The 13,437-nt window shown below is 63.0% G+C and carries 14 protein-coding genes; 10 read left to right on the top strand and 4 right to left on the bottom strand.

Features of this window, described 5'->3' with window-relative positions:
* Nucleotides 1-207: 207 nt before the first annotated feature.
* Complete coding sequence (locus tag ACW5W7_RS09345; RefSeq protein WP_349919708.1) at nucleotides 208-498, bottom strand: hypothetical protein; 291 nt, start codon at nucleotides 496-498, stop codon at nucleotides 208-210.
* 51 nt (nucleotides 499-549) lie between these two features.
* Nucleotides 550-924 carry a YacL family protein gene (locus ACW5W7_RS09340; protein WP_456501512.1) on the bottom strand — a complete coding sequence of 125 codons (375 nt, stop codon included), beginning with the start codon at nucleotides 922-924 and terminating at the stop codon, nucleotides 550-552.
* Nucleotides 925-1,136: 212 nt separating this feature from the next.
* Here ACW5W7_RS09340 and ACW5W7_RS09335 point away from each other — a divergent pair, with 212 nt between their 5' ends.
* The 7 genes from ACW5W7_RS09335 to ACW5W7_RS09305 all read left to right on the top strand — a co-directional run bounded on the left by ACW5W7_RS09335 (nucleotide 1,137) and on the right by ACW5W7_RS09305 (nucleotide 8,551).
* Nucleotides 1,137-2,252, top strand: coding sequence for a sugar diacid recognition domain-containing protein (locus ACW5W7_RS09335; RefSeq protein WP_456501511.1), 1,116 nt, complete (start codon nucleotides 1,137-1,139; stop codon nucleotides 2,250-2,252).
* A gap of 119 nt (nucleotides 2,253-2,371) precedes the next feature.
* A complete protein-coding gene (locus ACW5W7_RS09330) occupies nucleotides 2,372-3,634 on the top strand; it encodes a GntP family permease (RefSeq protein WP_349919704.1) in 1,263 nt (420 codons plus the stop codon).
* Nucleotides 3,635-3,643: 9 nt separating this feature from the next.
* Nucleotides 3,644-4,777 carry a glycerate kinase gene (locus tag ACW5W7_RS09325; RefSeq protein WP_456501510.1) on the top strand — a complete coding sequence of 378 codons (1,134 nt, stop codon included), beginning with the start codon at nucleotides 3,644-3,646 and terminating at the stop codon, nucleotides 4,775-4,777.
* 210 nt (nucleotides 4,778-4,987) lie between these two features.
* Nucleotides 4,988-5,551 (top strand): NnrU family protein, encoded by a 564-nt coding sequence (locus tag ACW5W7_RS09320; RefSeq protein WP_456501509.1) that lies wholly within the window; start codon nucleotides 4,988-4,990, stop codon nucleotides 5,549-5,551.
* 75 nt (nucleotides 5,552-5,626) lie between these two features.
* The gene (locus ACW5W7_RS09315; RefSeq protein ID WP_456501508.1) at nucleotides 5,627-6,160 is read left to right on the top strand and encodes a glutathione peroxidase; all 534 of its coding nucleotides are present in this window, start codon (nucleotides 5,627-5,629) and stop codon (nucleotides 6,158-6,160) included.
* 76 nt (nucleotides 6,161-6,236) lie between these two features.
* On the top strand, nucleotides 6,237-7,172 hold the full coding sequence (locus ACW5W7_RS09310) for a LysR substrate-binding domain-containing protein (protein WP_434668511.1): 936 nt from the start codon (nucleotides 6,237-6,239) through the stop codon (nucleotides 7,170-7,172).
* Nucleotides 7,173-7,354: 182 nt separating this feature from the next.
* Nucleotides 7,355-8,551, top strand: a complete 1,197-nt coding sequence (locus ACW5W7_RS09305) for a NupC/NupG family nucleoside CNT transporter (protein ID WP_434664294.1) — start codon at nucleotides 7,355-7,357, stop codon at nucleotides 8,549-8,551.
* Between the two features lie 469 nt (nucleotides 8,552-9,020).
* On the opposite strand, the gene ACW5W7_RS09300 is transcribed toward ACW5W7_RS09305, so the two are convergent.
* Both ACW5W7_RS09300 and arfB read right to left on the bottom strand, forming a co-directional pair.
* Nucleotides 9,021-9,512, bottom strand: a complete 492-nt coding sequence (locus ACW5W7_RS09300) for a methylated-DNA--[protein]-cysteine S-methyltransferase (RefSeq protein ID WP_456501626.1) — start codon at nucleotides 9,510-9,512, stop codon at nucleotides 9,021-9,023.
* A 41-nt stretch (nucleotides 9,513-9,553) separates the two neighbouring features.
* Nucleotides 9,554-9,970, bottom strand: a complete 417-nt coding sequence (gene arfB / locus ACW5W7_RS09295; protein WP_456501507.1) for an alternative ribosome rescue aminoacyl-tRNA hydrolase ArfB — start codon at nucleotides 9,968-9,970, stop codon at nucleotides 9,554-9,556.
* A gap of 201 nt (nucleotides 9,971-10,171) precedes the next feature.
* Between arfB and glnK the strand changes: the two genes are divergently transcribed.
* The 3 genes from glnK to ACW5W7_RS09280 all read left to right on the top strand — a co-directional run bounded on the left by glnK (nucleotide 10,172) and on the right by ACW5W7_RS09280 (nucleotide 13,434).
* On the top strand, nucleotides 10,172-10,510 hold the full coding sequence (gene glnK / locus ACW5W7_RS09290; protein WP_169046793.1) for a P-II family nitrogen regulator: 339 nt from the start codon (nucleotides 10,172-10,174) through the stop codon (nucleotides 10,508-10,510).
* 251 nt (nucleotides 10,511-10,761) lie between these two features.
* Nucleotides 10,762-11,769: a Fe(3+) ABC transporter substrate-binding protein gene (locus ACW5W7_RS09285; protein ID WP_349919695.1), complete on the top strand. Its 1,008-nt coding sequence runs from the start codon at nucleotides 10,762-10,764 to the stop codon at nucleotides 11,767-11,769.
* 39 nt (nucleotides 11,770-11,808) lie between these two features.
* Nucleotides 11,809-13,434 (top strand): ABC transporter permease, encoded by a 1,626-nt coding sequence (locus ACW5W7_RS09280; protein ID WP_456501506.1) that lies wholly within the window; start codon nucleotides 11,809-11,811, stop codon nucleotides 13,432-13,434.
* The last annotated feature ends 3 nt before the right edge of the window (nucleotides 13,435-13,437 follow it).

The following is a 13,437-nucleotide window of genomic DNA, read 5'->3' as shown; positions in this document are numbered from 1 at the left end:
CGAGGGGGCGCACCTTACCGGCTACCCCTGCCGTGACACAAGGGTCAATAGACTGGTCGGATCCCGTGGCGGTCGAGGATCCTGTCATCGCCGGGATACAAAAAACCGGAGCAGAGGCTCCGGTTTTTTCACATCAGGCGATATTTAAATTTTCATCCACCCACGTCATCAGCATGTATGACTGCCTTTGAGCGCGGGTGTCGAGGCTTATCGGCCGGATTCGGCGATCACCCGGGCGATGATGTCGGCGCGCTTGGTGGCTTCCAGCTCGCCCAGGGCGATGAGACCGGCCTTGAAGATCACGTTCTTCGGCAGGCTGACGTCATCCAGGGTGGTGATGGCCTCGACGTGCATGCCGTTCAGACGGCTGGCATCGCGCGGGCTCAGGTTGACCTGGGTGTTGAGCACCTGCTTGCCCTTCTTCTTGGCCGGGGCGGCTTTCTTCGGTTGATCCTGCTCGTCTTCCGGCAGTTCGTCATCAAAATCGTAAATAGACATAGTCAATCCTGTTGGGTTGTGGCGGGCGCTTGCCCTGCCTGTATTGAATACCTAGCCCATATCCTCGTTGCGGATAAAGGCGCGCCAGGAGGCGAGCACCTGGGCAAAATCTTCCAGCCCGCACATGGCCAGCTGTTCATCATCGTAGTAGGCGAGATCGTCGAGATCCTCGCCCAGCTCGATATTGAGGACGTTGGCCTTGACCTCTGCCTCCTCGTGGGTGAGCAGCAGAGAGTAGTCGCCCCCGGCCAGCTGATACTCGACGCGGGCACGGCTGGAGAGCTCGTCGATGATGGAGAACAGCTGATCGAGCTTCTCCTCATCCTTGCCCACTTCGTCGATCAGCCACTGGCCGATGGCTTCGTGACCCATGGAGAACCGGGCGCGATAGCCACCAAACGGGTCGCGGCGAAATTCATAGTCCATAGCGGCGTCCATCAGATAACGGCAGGCTCATCATCAGGGATCCCGTCAATTCCGTGATCCCTGGCGGGGCATACCTGAGGTAAAGTGGCCTATTCTAGCGATCCCCCCCTCGCTTGTCTTGAGGATGTGGCATCTTTGCGCTGCCACCCGGCTTTTACACGGAGACCCCATGTCGTTCATTTCCCGCTCCCCCGCCACCGATCGGAGTCCCCATGCAGCTTGATGAGAGCCTGGCGCGGCAGATCGTCAGCCGGGCCATGAAGATATTGTCCTTCTCGGTCAACGTCATGGATGAGCACGGTCTCATCATCGCGTCCGGCAACCCGGAGCGCTTGCTTCAGCGTCACGAGGGGGCCGTGCTGGCGCTGACCGAAAACCGGGTGGTGGAGATCAGTGACGCCACCGCCAAGCAGCTCAAGGGGGTCCGCCCCGGCATCAATCTGCCCATCGCCTATCAGGGGGAGTTGCTCGGGGTCATCGGCATCTCGGGGGATCCGGACATCGTTCGTGCCTACGCCGAACTGGTGCGCATGACGGCGGAGCTCATTCTGGAGCAGGCGGCGCTCACCGAGCAGTTGCAGTGGGACAAGCGCCACAAGGAGGAGCTGGTGCTGCAACTCATCCGCGGCGAGGGGCGAGTCGATCAGTTGCAGCAGGCGGCCCGCTTCCTCGGCCTGGATCTGGCCCAGCCACGGGTGGTCGCGGTGCTGGCGCTGGAGGAGGCGGATCCCGCCCGCCTGCGGGAGCTGGTGCACCTGCTGGAGAACCCGGAGCGGGACAACCTGGTGGCCATCAACGGACTGGACGAGATCGTGGTGCTTAAACCGGCCCAGCTTAGCGACGGCGTCTGGCAGTCGGAGCAGGAGCGCAGTCGCATCAAGCAGCTGCTGGCCCGCATTCCCCACTTCAAGATGCGCATCGGGGTGGGTGATTACTTCGCCGGCATCGGCGGACTGGCGCGCTCCTACCAGACGGCGCGAGACACCCTGCGCCGTGGCATGCGCCAGGCGCCGCGCAAGCAGGTCTACTTCTTCGAGGATTATCGGCTGCCGGTGCTGCTCGGCAGTCTGGCGGATTCCTGGCAGGCGGATCAGCTGCGGGCGCCCCTGCAGAAACTGGCCAGGGAGGACGCCAAGGGGGTGCTGCAGAAGACGCTGCGCCAATATTTCTTGCAGGATTGTGATCTGCATCCCTGTGCCGATTCACTCTTCATTCATCCCAATACCCTACGCTACCGCCTGACCCGGATAGAGCAGATAACCGGTTTAAATTTCAACAAGTTAGATGACAAGTTTCTACTCTATCTCGGACTGAATCTGGATAGCTGATTTGTATAATTGAACAAATAATATGGATTTTCGTCATCAAGTTTTGGTTTTTTAACCAAAGCTTTCCCGGCGGGGATCCCCATAATGGCGGCCACTAACTACAACAAAAGGTGCCCGTCATGATCCCTGTATCCGCGCTCGGCGCTCTCGCCGCGCTTACCATCGCCATCTTCCTCATCCTGAAGAAGGTACCGCCCGCTTATGGCATGATCGTCGGCGCTCTGGCCGGCGGCCTGATCGGCGGTGCCGACCTGACCCAGACCGTCGCCCTGATGATCGGCGGCGCCCAGGGGATCACCACCGCCGTGATGCGGATCCTGGCCGCCGGTGTGCTGGCGGGCGTCTTGATTGAATCTGGCGCGGCGACCACCATCGCCGAGACCATAGTCCGCAAGCTTGGCGAGACCCGGGCCCTGCTGGCCCTGGCCCTGGCCACCCTGATCCTGACTGCGGTGGGCGTCTTCGTGGACGTGGCCGTCATCACGGTCGCCCCCATTGCACTCGCCATTGCGCGCCGTGCCGACCTCTCCAAGGCGGCCATCCTGCTGGCCATGATCGGCGGCGGCAAGGCGGGCAACGTCATGTCCCCGAACCCGAACGCCATCGCCGCCTCCGACGCCTTCCACCTGCCCCTCACTTCCGTGATGGCGGCTGGCATCATCCCGGGTCTGTTCGGTCTGGTGATGGCCTACTGGCTCGCCAAGCGCCTCAACAACAAGGGCAGCAAGGTTGCCGCCGACGAGGTGGTGAGCTTCGATGGCGCCGCTCTGCCCGGCTTCATGGCCGCCATCAGCGCGCCCCTGGTCGCCATCCTGCTGCTGGCCCTGCGCCCGGTGGCCGGCATCGTTGTCGACCCGCTCATCGCCTTGCCCCTCGGCGGCCTGGTGGGCGCCCTGATGATGGGTAAATTCAGCAAGGTGAACCAGTTCGCGGTCTCCGGTCTGGCACGGATGGCGCCGGTTGCCATCATGCTGCTGGGGACAGGTACCCTGGCGGGCATCATCGCCAACTCCGGCCTCAAAGATGTGCTGATCAGCGGCCTGACTGCGTCCGGTCTGCCCTCCTACCTGCTGGCCCCCATCTCCGGTGCCCTGATGTCTCTGGCAACCGCCTCGACCACGGCCGGTACCGTGGTGGCCTCCAACGTGTTCAGCTCTACCCTGATCGAACTGGGTATCACCAGTCTGGCAGGGGCCGCCATGATCCACGCCGGTGCCACCGTGTTTGACCACATGCCCCATGGCTCCTTCTTCCATGCCACCGGGGGCAGCGTTCACATGGGTGTGAGCGAGCGTCTCAAGCTCATCCCCTATGAAACTGCCGTCGGTCTGACGATTGCTGCCGTCTCCACCCTGATGTTTGGCGTGTTCGGTCTCGCCTAAGGAATTGATATGAAAATTGTTATCGCCCCGGATTCATTCAAGGAGAGCCTGAGCGCCATGGCGGTGGCTGATGCCATCGAGGCCGGTTTCAAGCAGGTGCTGCCTGACGCTACCTACGTCAAGCTGCCCATGGCCGATGGTGGCGAGGGCACGGTGCAGTCCCTGGTGGATGCCACCGGTGGCCGCATCCTGCCGGTGGAGGTAACCGCCCCGCTCGGCAACCGGGTGCAAGGCTTCATCGGTCTGCTGGGTGACGGCGAGCGTGCCGTCATCGAGATGGCGGCCGCCTCCGGCCTGCATCTGGTGGCGCCCGAGCAGCGCAACCCCTTGCTGACCTCCAGCTGGGGCACGGGGGAGCTGATCCTGGCCGCCCTGGAGATGGGGGTGAGTCACCTCATCCTCGGCATCGGCGGCAGTGCGACCAACGATGGCGGCGCCGGTATGATCCAGGCGCTGGGCGGCAAGTTGCTCAAAGCCGATGGCACTCCCATCGGCCAGGGTGGCGGCAGTCTGAGCGAGCTGGCCAGCATCGATCTGAGCGAGCTGGATCCCCGTCTGACCGGGCTCACCATCGAGGTGGCCTGTGACGTGAACAACCCGCTGTGCGGCCCGAAGGGGGCCTCTGCGGTGTTTGGTCCCCAGAAGGGGGCGACCCCCGAGCTGGTGGCGCAACTGGATGCCAACCTGGCCCGCTACGCCGACTGCATCGAGCAGGCCCTCGGCAAGCAGGTGAAGGAGATCCCGGGAGCCGGCGCCGCCGGTGGCATGGGGGCTGCCCTGGTGGGGCTGCTCGGTGCCGAACTCAAGCCCGGCATCCAGATCGTCATCGAGGCGTTGAAGCTGGCGGAGGCGGTCGCCGACGCGGATCTCGTCATCACCGGCGAGGGACGCATCGACAGCCAGACCATTCATGGCAAGACCCCCATCGGCGTAGCCCGCTGTGCCAAGCAGTTCGGCAAGCCGGTGATCGGCATCGCAGGCTGCCTCACCGATGACTACGGCGTGGTGCATGAACACGGTCTGGATGCCGTCTTCGCGGTGGTCAACCGGGCCATGGCCCTGCCGGAGGCGCTGGCCACCGCCACCACCAATCTGGAGCTCACGGCCCGCAACGTGGCCGCCCTCTACCTGCTGCGCAAATAAACCTCATTCGGCCGGTGCCTGGCACCGGCCAACCCCGCCCCGTGTAGCGGATGTGGCTGGCTGCCTGGCAGCAGACCCTCTGACGCACCTTGCCGATCTCTGATCGGCTTTTTTCATTATCCCGCTGTCTTTTATATGGTTTTTCTATTCTCGTTCGGGCCTTTGCGGCATAGTTAACCCCCATGAAGGGCAAGGTGCGAGGAGACGCCCATGATCCTGCTGACCCTGGGGGTTGTGCTGTTTACCCTGACTCACCTCTATCCCTGCTTCGCCCCGGCACACCGCGCCCGTCTGCGGGAACGGCTGGGGGAGAACCGCTACAAGGGACTCTTCTCCCTGCTGGTGTTCGTGGCCATCGGCTGCATCCTCGCCGGCTGGCGCATGGCCAGCCCCATGCCGCTCTACTTCCTGCCCGCCTGGGGTCCCATGCTGGCGATGGCTACCATGCCGGTGGCGCTCATCCTGCTGTGTGCAGGCCAGGGGAACAACCATTTCAGACGCTACCTGGTGCACCCCCAGCTGATCGGCACCCTGCTGTGGGCGGGCGCCCATCTGGCCGTGAACAGCGAAGCCCGCTCCCTGATGTTGTTCGGTGGCCTGGGTCTGTGGGCGCTCATCAGCCTGGTCTGGATTTCGGTACGGGACTGGCGCGCCGTGCCCCGTCCGGCGGCGACCTGGCAGGGGACGGGGATCAGCCTGGGGGCCGGGCTGGCGGTGACGGCCCTGCTTATCTTCTGGGGTCATGGCTGGCTCACCGGCATTCCCCTGCATTGAGTGATCTGAGGGTCGCCAACAGCGACTTCTGCTGCCAGTATCATGAAACCATGTATACCCACGGGAGAGCGCGAGATGAAATGGAGGATCCTGCTGCTGTGGCTCGGGGCGGGCAGTACCGCCGCCTGTCCTGCCTACTTCAATCTGGAACAGCGGGAGTTGAACAGCACCCAGCGGCATAACCTCTGCCAGCTCACCGAGGGCAAGGTGGTGCTGGTGGTCAACACCGCCTCCTATTGTGGCTATCGCGGCCAGTTCGCGGATCTGGAGCGGCTCTACCAGAACTACAAGGACAAGGGACTGATTATTCTGGGGTTCCCCTCCAACGACTTCTGGCAGGAGTCTGCCGATGAGGGCAAGACGGCGACCGTCTGCCGGCGAGACTACGGCGTTACCTTCCCCATGTTCAACCGCATTGCCGTGCGCGGCAGCGATGCCAGCCCGCTTTACCGGGGGCTGTCAGCCGCCGCCGGTGGTGATGCCCCCGGCTGGAACTTCCACAAGTACCTCATCGGCCGCGATGGCAGGCTGCTTGGCAGCTATGGTGCCAGCCAGGCGCCGGGAGAGGATCCCCTGCTGGGGGAGCTGAAACAGGCGCTCGAACCCTAGGCCGGGTTCCGGGAGTCTGGAATAATGGCTCCCCCTCTCTTCATCTGGACATCCCGTGCTGCAACGTCTGCCCCAAATGGTGATCTTCGATGCCCTGGTCCGTGAACAGGGCATCTCGGCGGCCGCGCGCCGGCTCGGGGTCTCCAAGTCCCACATCAGCAAGCAGCTGGCCCTGCTGGAGGCCGAACTAGGCGCCCAGCTGGTGCAGCGCACCACCCGCCGCTTCGCCCTGACCGACCTCGGTCAGGAGTATGCCCGCCACTGCCGGGCCCTGGTGGCGGTGGCGCTGGAGGCGGACTCCATGGTGGCGGAGCGCCGCGGCAAGGTGAGCGGGGTGCTGCACCTCGGGGTCGGCCAGTCCTTCGGCCGGTTGCACGTGATCCCGCGGCTCAAGGCGTTTCAGGCGCGCTATCCCGAGCTGGAGCTGGAGGTGTCCCTGTTCGATCACCGCACCAACCTGGTGGACGAGGGGCTGGATCTCTGGATCACCACCTATGAGGACAAGCCGCAAGCCCTGGTGGGGCAGCGACTGGCGGACATCGGCTTCGTGCTGGTGGCCTCGCCGGACTACCTGTTGAGCCACGGTACGCCGCTGCAACCCAAGGATCTCGCCCAGCACAACTGCATCACCTATCAGAGCCGGGAGCGGCGTTATCACGAGTGGTCGTTTCGCCAGGGCAAGGAGCGCCAGACGGTGCAGGTGGCGGGCAACTACCGGGTGGATCTGGCGGAGGCGGTGCGGGACGCGGCGCTGGCCGGTCTCGGCATCGCCTATGTGGCCAACTACTTGCTGGACAAGGAGTTGCAGAGCGGTCAGCTCATTCCCCTGCTGCCCCAGTGGCGGCCGAACCAGAAGATGGCGGTACACGCCGTCTATGCCAGGCGCGAGCACCTGGATCCCAAGATCCGCCTGTTCATCGACTTCCTCAAGGAGAGCTTCGGCCCCACCCCTTATTGGGAGCAGCGGCTCAGCCCCTGGCTCGGGGGCAAATTGTCCGGCAGGGAGGAATGATCGTTTCCATATAAGAACACTGGCTTTCTCGTGATATCAAAGATCAGCGAAATCAGCAGCTTGCCGCAACCGATATCGTGAAAACGTTTTTGCTAACAGGGCTGTAACCGGGCGGGCTTGCAGTGATGGGGGAGGGGGCGCAGAATCCGCGCCCATCTTTTATCTCACTCGATGGACTCCCTATGATCGCCCTGCTCGGCATGCTGAGTATTCTGGCCATGGCCGTACTCTGCTCTGATAATCGTCGTCGTATCCCGTTGCGAACAGTGGGCTTCGCCCTCTGCCTGCAAGTGCTCTTCGCCGCCCTGGTACTCTGGCTGCCCGCGGGTCAGCACGTGCTGAACGGCGTGAGCGAGAGCGTCAGCAGCGTGATCGGTTACGGCCAGGAGGGGATCGCCTTCCTGTTCGGGGATCTCGCCAAGTTCAAGCTGGGCTTCATCTTCGCCTTCAACGTGTTGCCGGTGATCATCTTCTTCTCCGCCCTCATCGCCATCCTCTACCACATCGGCCTGATGCCCAAGGTGATCGCTCTGCTGGGGGGTGGCTTGCAGAAGCTGCTGGGTACCGGCCGCGCCGAGAGCCTCTCCGCCACCGCCAACATCTTCGTCGGCATGGTGGAAGCGCCCCTGGTGGTCAAGCCCTACCTCTCCAAGATGTCCGACTCCCAGTTCTTCGCGGTGATGAGCTGCGGCCTGGCCTCGGTGGCCGGTGGCACGCTCGTGGGCTATGCCAGCATCGGGGTCGAGCTGAAATACCTGATTGCGGCGGCCTTCATGTCGGCCCCTGCCGGTCTGGCCATGGCCAAGATCCTGGTGCCGCCGGGTGAACAGGAAGTGGATCACCATGAGGACGTGGAGATCCCCCGTGCCACCAACGTCATCGAGGCGGCGGCTGACGGGGCCATGTCCGGCCTGAACATCGCGGTGGCGGTGGGGGCGACCCTGCTGGCCTTCGTCGGGGTGATCGCCCTGCTCAACGGCCTGCTGGGCTGGGCCGGGGATCTGGTGGGGCTGGAGCTGAGCTTCCAGATCATCCTGGGCTGGCTGTTTGCTCCCGTCTCCTGGCTCATCGGGGTGCCCTGGGATCAGGCTCAGGCCGCCGGGGCGCTTATCGGTACCAAGATCGTCATCAACGAATTCGTCGCCTTCATCGCCCTGGTGCAGGATCAGACCCTGAACGAGTCGAGCAAGGCCATCGTCACCTTCGCCCTGTGCGGCTTTGCCAACATCTCCTCCATGGCGATCCTGATCGGTGGCCTGGGAGCCATGGTGCCGGAGCGCAAGGCCTTCATCGCCCGCTACGGCATGCGTGCCATCCTGGCCGGCGTGCTGGCGAACCTGATGAGCGCCTCCCTCGCGGGTCTGTTCCTCAGCCTCTGATTGACCACCGAAGCTAGCACCTTCCGGTCAGGGCCCGCTTCGGCGGGCTTTTTTGTGGCCGGATGGCAGGCAAAAAAAAGCGCCTCTGGGGAGGCGCGGGGAAAAAGACAGATTGGAAGCGTCACATGGGTGCGACCTGGATGAGGGATGAGCCATGCCACCCAGGTACAGGGTCATCATGCCTCCCTTTCTCTGAAGCCCTTCTGAGGCGATTCTTCATACTGTGTTCATTTTGATAAACGCTGCCCAGTATTCATGGGGCACGCCTGTGATGCTGTGTTTATTTAAATAATCAGCACTTTATTTTGATGGATTCATTATTGGCAGCATGGACGGGATGTTTTGCTCCCCCGGGATCGGGGGAGAAGAGATCCCCGGAGGCCTGCGGCTGTCAGGCGGTGAGGATGGGGCCCCGCTGGCTCTGGGCTAGACGAGCAATCATTGGCATTGAAGGGACAGGGCGGCGCCGTCAGGGGGTGAGGACAAAGTCCCGGTGACTCTGTTCCAGGGAGAGCAGCCACTGCTTGATGGGCAGTCCGCCCCCGTAGCCGACCAGCTTGCCGCTGCGGCCGATGACGCGATGGCAGGGCACTATGATGCTCAAGGGGTTCTGGCCGTTGGCGGCTCCCACGGCGCGCACCGCCTTGGGGTTGCCGATGGCGCTGGCGATGTCGAGATAGCTGACGGTCTCGCCATAGGGAATGTCGCACAGGGCCCCCCACACGGCTTGCTGGAAGTCGGTGCCACGGGCAGCAAGGGGCAGATCGAAGCGCTGCAGCTGGCCGGCAAAGTAGGCCTCGAACTGGGCGAGATAGGGGGCGAGGGCCTGCGGGTCTTGCAACCACTCCGGGGCCGGCACTATGGGTCTCTCCCCTCGCACGAACTCCACAAACCGCAGACCCCGGGCGTCGATGGCGACGAGCAGGGGGCCATGGGCACTGTCACAAAAGTCGTATCTTATCTGCATGTTGCTTCTCTGCACCTCATGGCGCGCATTCTGGGCTAATCCAGCCCGGGTTTGCCGCGGGTGGATTTTATCTCCCCCTTGCGCTTCTTGGCATCGACCCGTTTGCGCTGGGAGCTGCGGGTCGGTTTGGTGGCGTGGCGCGCCTTGGGGCGCCAGGCGGCTTTTTTCAGCAACTCCACCAGGCGGTTCATGGCCTCCTTGCGATTCATGTCCTGGCTGCGATGGGTCTCGACCCTGATCTGGATGAAGCCATCGTGGATCCGGCTGTCGGCGAGCTTCTCCAGCCCCTCCTTGTAGAGCGGTGTCAGGCTGGGAGAGTCCCGGTAATCGAAGCGCAGCCAGACGGCGGAGTCCGTCTTGTTGACGTGCTGACCGCCGTTGCCCTGGGCGCGCATGGTCTGGAATTGCAGCTCATGCCAGGGAATGGTGACGCTGTTGGAGATGACTAACATGGGGCGATGCTCTCATTTGGTGCATCAAGGGAGTCTGGTGCAGCTTGGTGCCTCATATTGGGGCGAGTTGCGCTTCCTTGGTGATCCCGGACCCTGATGGCCCAAGGGTTAAAGGCTATCTTGATGAAAATAAACAATAAAAATACTTGGCACAAGAATTGATGACTCTTCCACGACATACCATGGATTGGGAGCAACCAGATGAAGCTGATTACTGCGATTATCAAACCCTTCAAGTTGGACGATGTGCGCGAGGCCATCGCCAGCCTGGGGGTCGAAGGCCTGACGGTATCCGAGGTCAAGGGCTTCGGCCGCCAGAAGGGGCATACCGAATTATACCGGGGAGCCGAGTACCAGGTCGACTTCCTGCCCAAGGTGAAGCTGGAGATCGCCACCGCCGACGACAACGTGGAAGGGGTGATCGAGGCGATCTGCAAGGCGGCCTACACCGGCAAGATCGGCGACGGCAAGATCTTCGTCTACGACCTGCTGCAGGCGGTGCGGATCCGTACCGGCGAGAGCGACGACGAGGCGCTCTGATCCTCGCGCGGCCCGATCCCTCGTTTCGCGGGTTGGAAGGGGGATGGGCAGCATACCGTGCCAGATCGAGGCAGTAATAGAGTGAATTATCATTGATAGGCCGGAGGCTATGCCATCCGGCCTTTTTGTTTAGTCAATGGTTAAATATGTGATCCTACCTCCCGGAATCGCCTTGATCCCTGGGTTGCGCCTCGTGCAGAATGCAAACAAAAACAATTCTCAACGACACGCAACACAAGGAACGGATGACGATGAAAATGAAGATGCTGGCGCTGGCTTTCTCCACTCTGGTCGCCCAGTCGGCCTTTGCCGCCGCAGAAGTGAATGTCTACTCCAACCGCCAGGATGAGCTGATCAAACCCATCATCCAGCAGTTCGAGAAGGAGACGGGGATCAAGGTCAACGTGGTGTTCGCCAAAGAGGGGCTGAACGAGCGTCTGGAGCGGGAAGGCAAGCTCTCCCCGGCTGACCTGATGCTGACCGTCGACATCAGCCGCCTGACCGATCTGGTGGACAAGGATCTGGTGCAAGCGGTGGACAGCAAGACCCTGCAGGAGAACATCCCCTCCATCTACCGGGATCCGGACAACAAGTGGTTTGCCCTGACCACCCGGGTGCGTGCCATCTACTCCAGCAAGGATCGTCTCGGCAAGCTCGATACCATTCGCTACGAAGATCTGGTGAAGCCTGAATTCAAAGGGAAAATCTGTACTCGCAGCGGCAAGCACGATTACAACGTGGCCCTGGTCTCCTCGATGATCGTCCACCACGGCATGGCCGACACCAAGACCTGGCTGGAAGGGGTCAAGGCCAACCTGGCGCGCAAGCCCCAGGGCAACGACCGGGATCAGGTCAAGGCGATCAAGGACGGTATCTGTGACGTATCGCTGGGCAACAGCTACTACCTCGGCGCCATGCTGAAGGATCCGGCGCAGAAGTCCTGGGCCGATGCGGTGGAGATCAACTTCCCGAACCAGGCCGATCGCGGTGCCCACGTCAACGTGAGCGGCGTGGCCATGACCAAGTACGCCAAGAACAAGGAAGCGGCCCAGAAGCTGATGGAGTTCCTCTCCGGCGACACCGCCCAGCACCTGTACGCGGACGTGAATGCCGAGTATCCGGTCAAGGCCGGGGTGGAGCCTTCCGCCATGGTCAAGTCCTGGGGCAGCTTCAAGTCTGACACCCTGCCGGTCAGCGACTACGCCAAGCACCGCAAGGATGCCCTGCAACTGCTGGATGAAGTGAAGTTCGACCTGTAATCGGATGGGGCCGCTGGCCCCATCAAACCTTGTGATCTCATGAAACATCCTGTCTGGATTGCCGGCAGCTGGGCGAGTGCCCTGCTGCTGGGTTTGCCCGTCATCGCCCTCGTCTTCTCCGCCTTCTCGGCGGACGGCGCCCTGTTCGCCCATCTCGCCGATACCGTCTTGCCGAACTACCTCGCCAACACCGCCGGACTGGTGCTGGGGGTGGTGGGGCTCAGCCTGTTGTTCGGGGTGCCGACCGCCTGGCTGGTGGCCATGTGCCAGGTGCCTGGCCGCCGGGCGTTGCAGTGGGCACTGATGCTGCCCATGGCGATGCCGTCCTATATCGTCGCTTACGTCTACACGGATCTGCTGGACTACTCGGGCCCCTTGCAGGCGGGGCTGCGCGCCCTGTTTGGCTGGCAGAGTCCGGCCGATTACTGGTTCCCGGCCATCCGCACCCTGGGGGGGGCGGCCTGGGTGCTGGCACTGGTGCTCTTCCCCTATGTCTACCTGCTGGCCCGCGCCTCTTTTCTTGAGCAGTCGGTCAGCCTCATTCACTCCAGCCGCTTGCTCGGCTGTACCCCCTGGCAGAGTTTTCGCCGTCTGAGCCTGCCGATGGCGCGCCCCGCCATCATGGTGGCCGCGTCACTGGTGGCAATGGAGACCCTGGCGGACTTTGCCACCGTCCACTTCTTCGCCCTCAATACCCTGACGACGGCCATCTACGACACCTGGCTCGGCTATGGCAGCCTGGCCACCGCCGCCAAGCTCTCCTGCCTGATGCTGCTGGCGGTGGTGCTGCTCATCGCCATCGAGCGCCGCTCCCGCCGGCGTCAGCAGGTGTTCCAGAAATCCATGGGCCATGAGGCGCCGCTGCGCTATCCCCTCGAAGGTGGCTGGCGCCTGCTCGCCGGGCTCTGGTGCTGGGGGCTGGTACTGGCGGGCTTCGCCTTGCCGTTCGCCATCCTGCTCGATTACGGGGTACGCTACTTCGCGCTCTCCTGGACGCCGGAGTTTGTGCGCTTCGCCGGCAACAGTTTGGCTATATCGGCGCTGACCGCCCTGCTGGCCATGGCCGTCGCCCTGCTGCTCGGCTTCTGCCGTCGCCTCGATGGGGACGCTCGCAGCCTCCTGCCCCTGCGCATCGCCAGCCTGGGGTACGCCATGCCGGGCACCGTGCTCGCCATCGGGGTGCTGGTCCCCCTGACCGCATTGGACTTTGGCATCAACGATCTGGCCGAGTGGCTCGGCATGCAGGGGCCCGGTCTGTTGCTGACCGGCACCCTCACCGCCATCGTGTTTGGCTATCTGGTGCGCTTCGTGGCCATCGCCATCGGATCGGTGGAGAGCAGCATGGGCAAGATCTCCCCGAGTCTGGATGCGGCGGCCCGCTCCCTGGGTCAGGGGAGCGGCGGCATGTTGCGACGAATACACCTGCCCCTGGTGCGGCGCGGCCTGTTCGCCGGCGCCCTGCTGGTATTCATCGAATCCATGAAGGAGTTGCCCGCCGCCCTGCTGCTGCGCCCCTTCAACTTCGAGACCCTGGCGACCCATGTCTATCAGTTTGTCTCGGACGAGATGCTGGAGCGGGGGGCGCTCGGTGCCATCGTCATCGTACTGGTGGGGCTGGTGCCGCTCATCTGGATCAACCGCAACCTGGACAGTCAGGGGCACTGAGCC

Source organism: Aeromonas intestinalis (assembly GCF_054052485.1).
The sequence above is the reverse complement of the archived record's forward strand: the minus strand, read 5'-3'. Positions and strand labels throughout refer to the sequence as shown.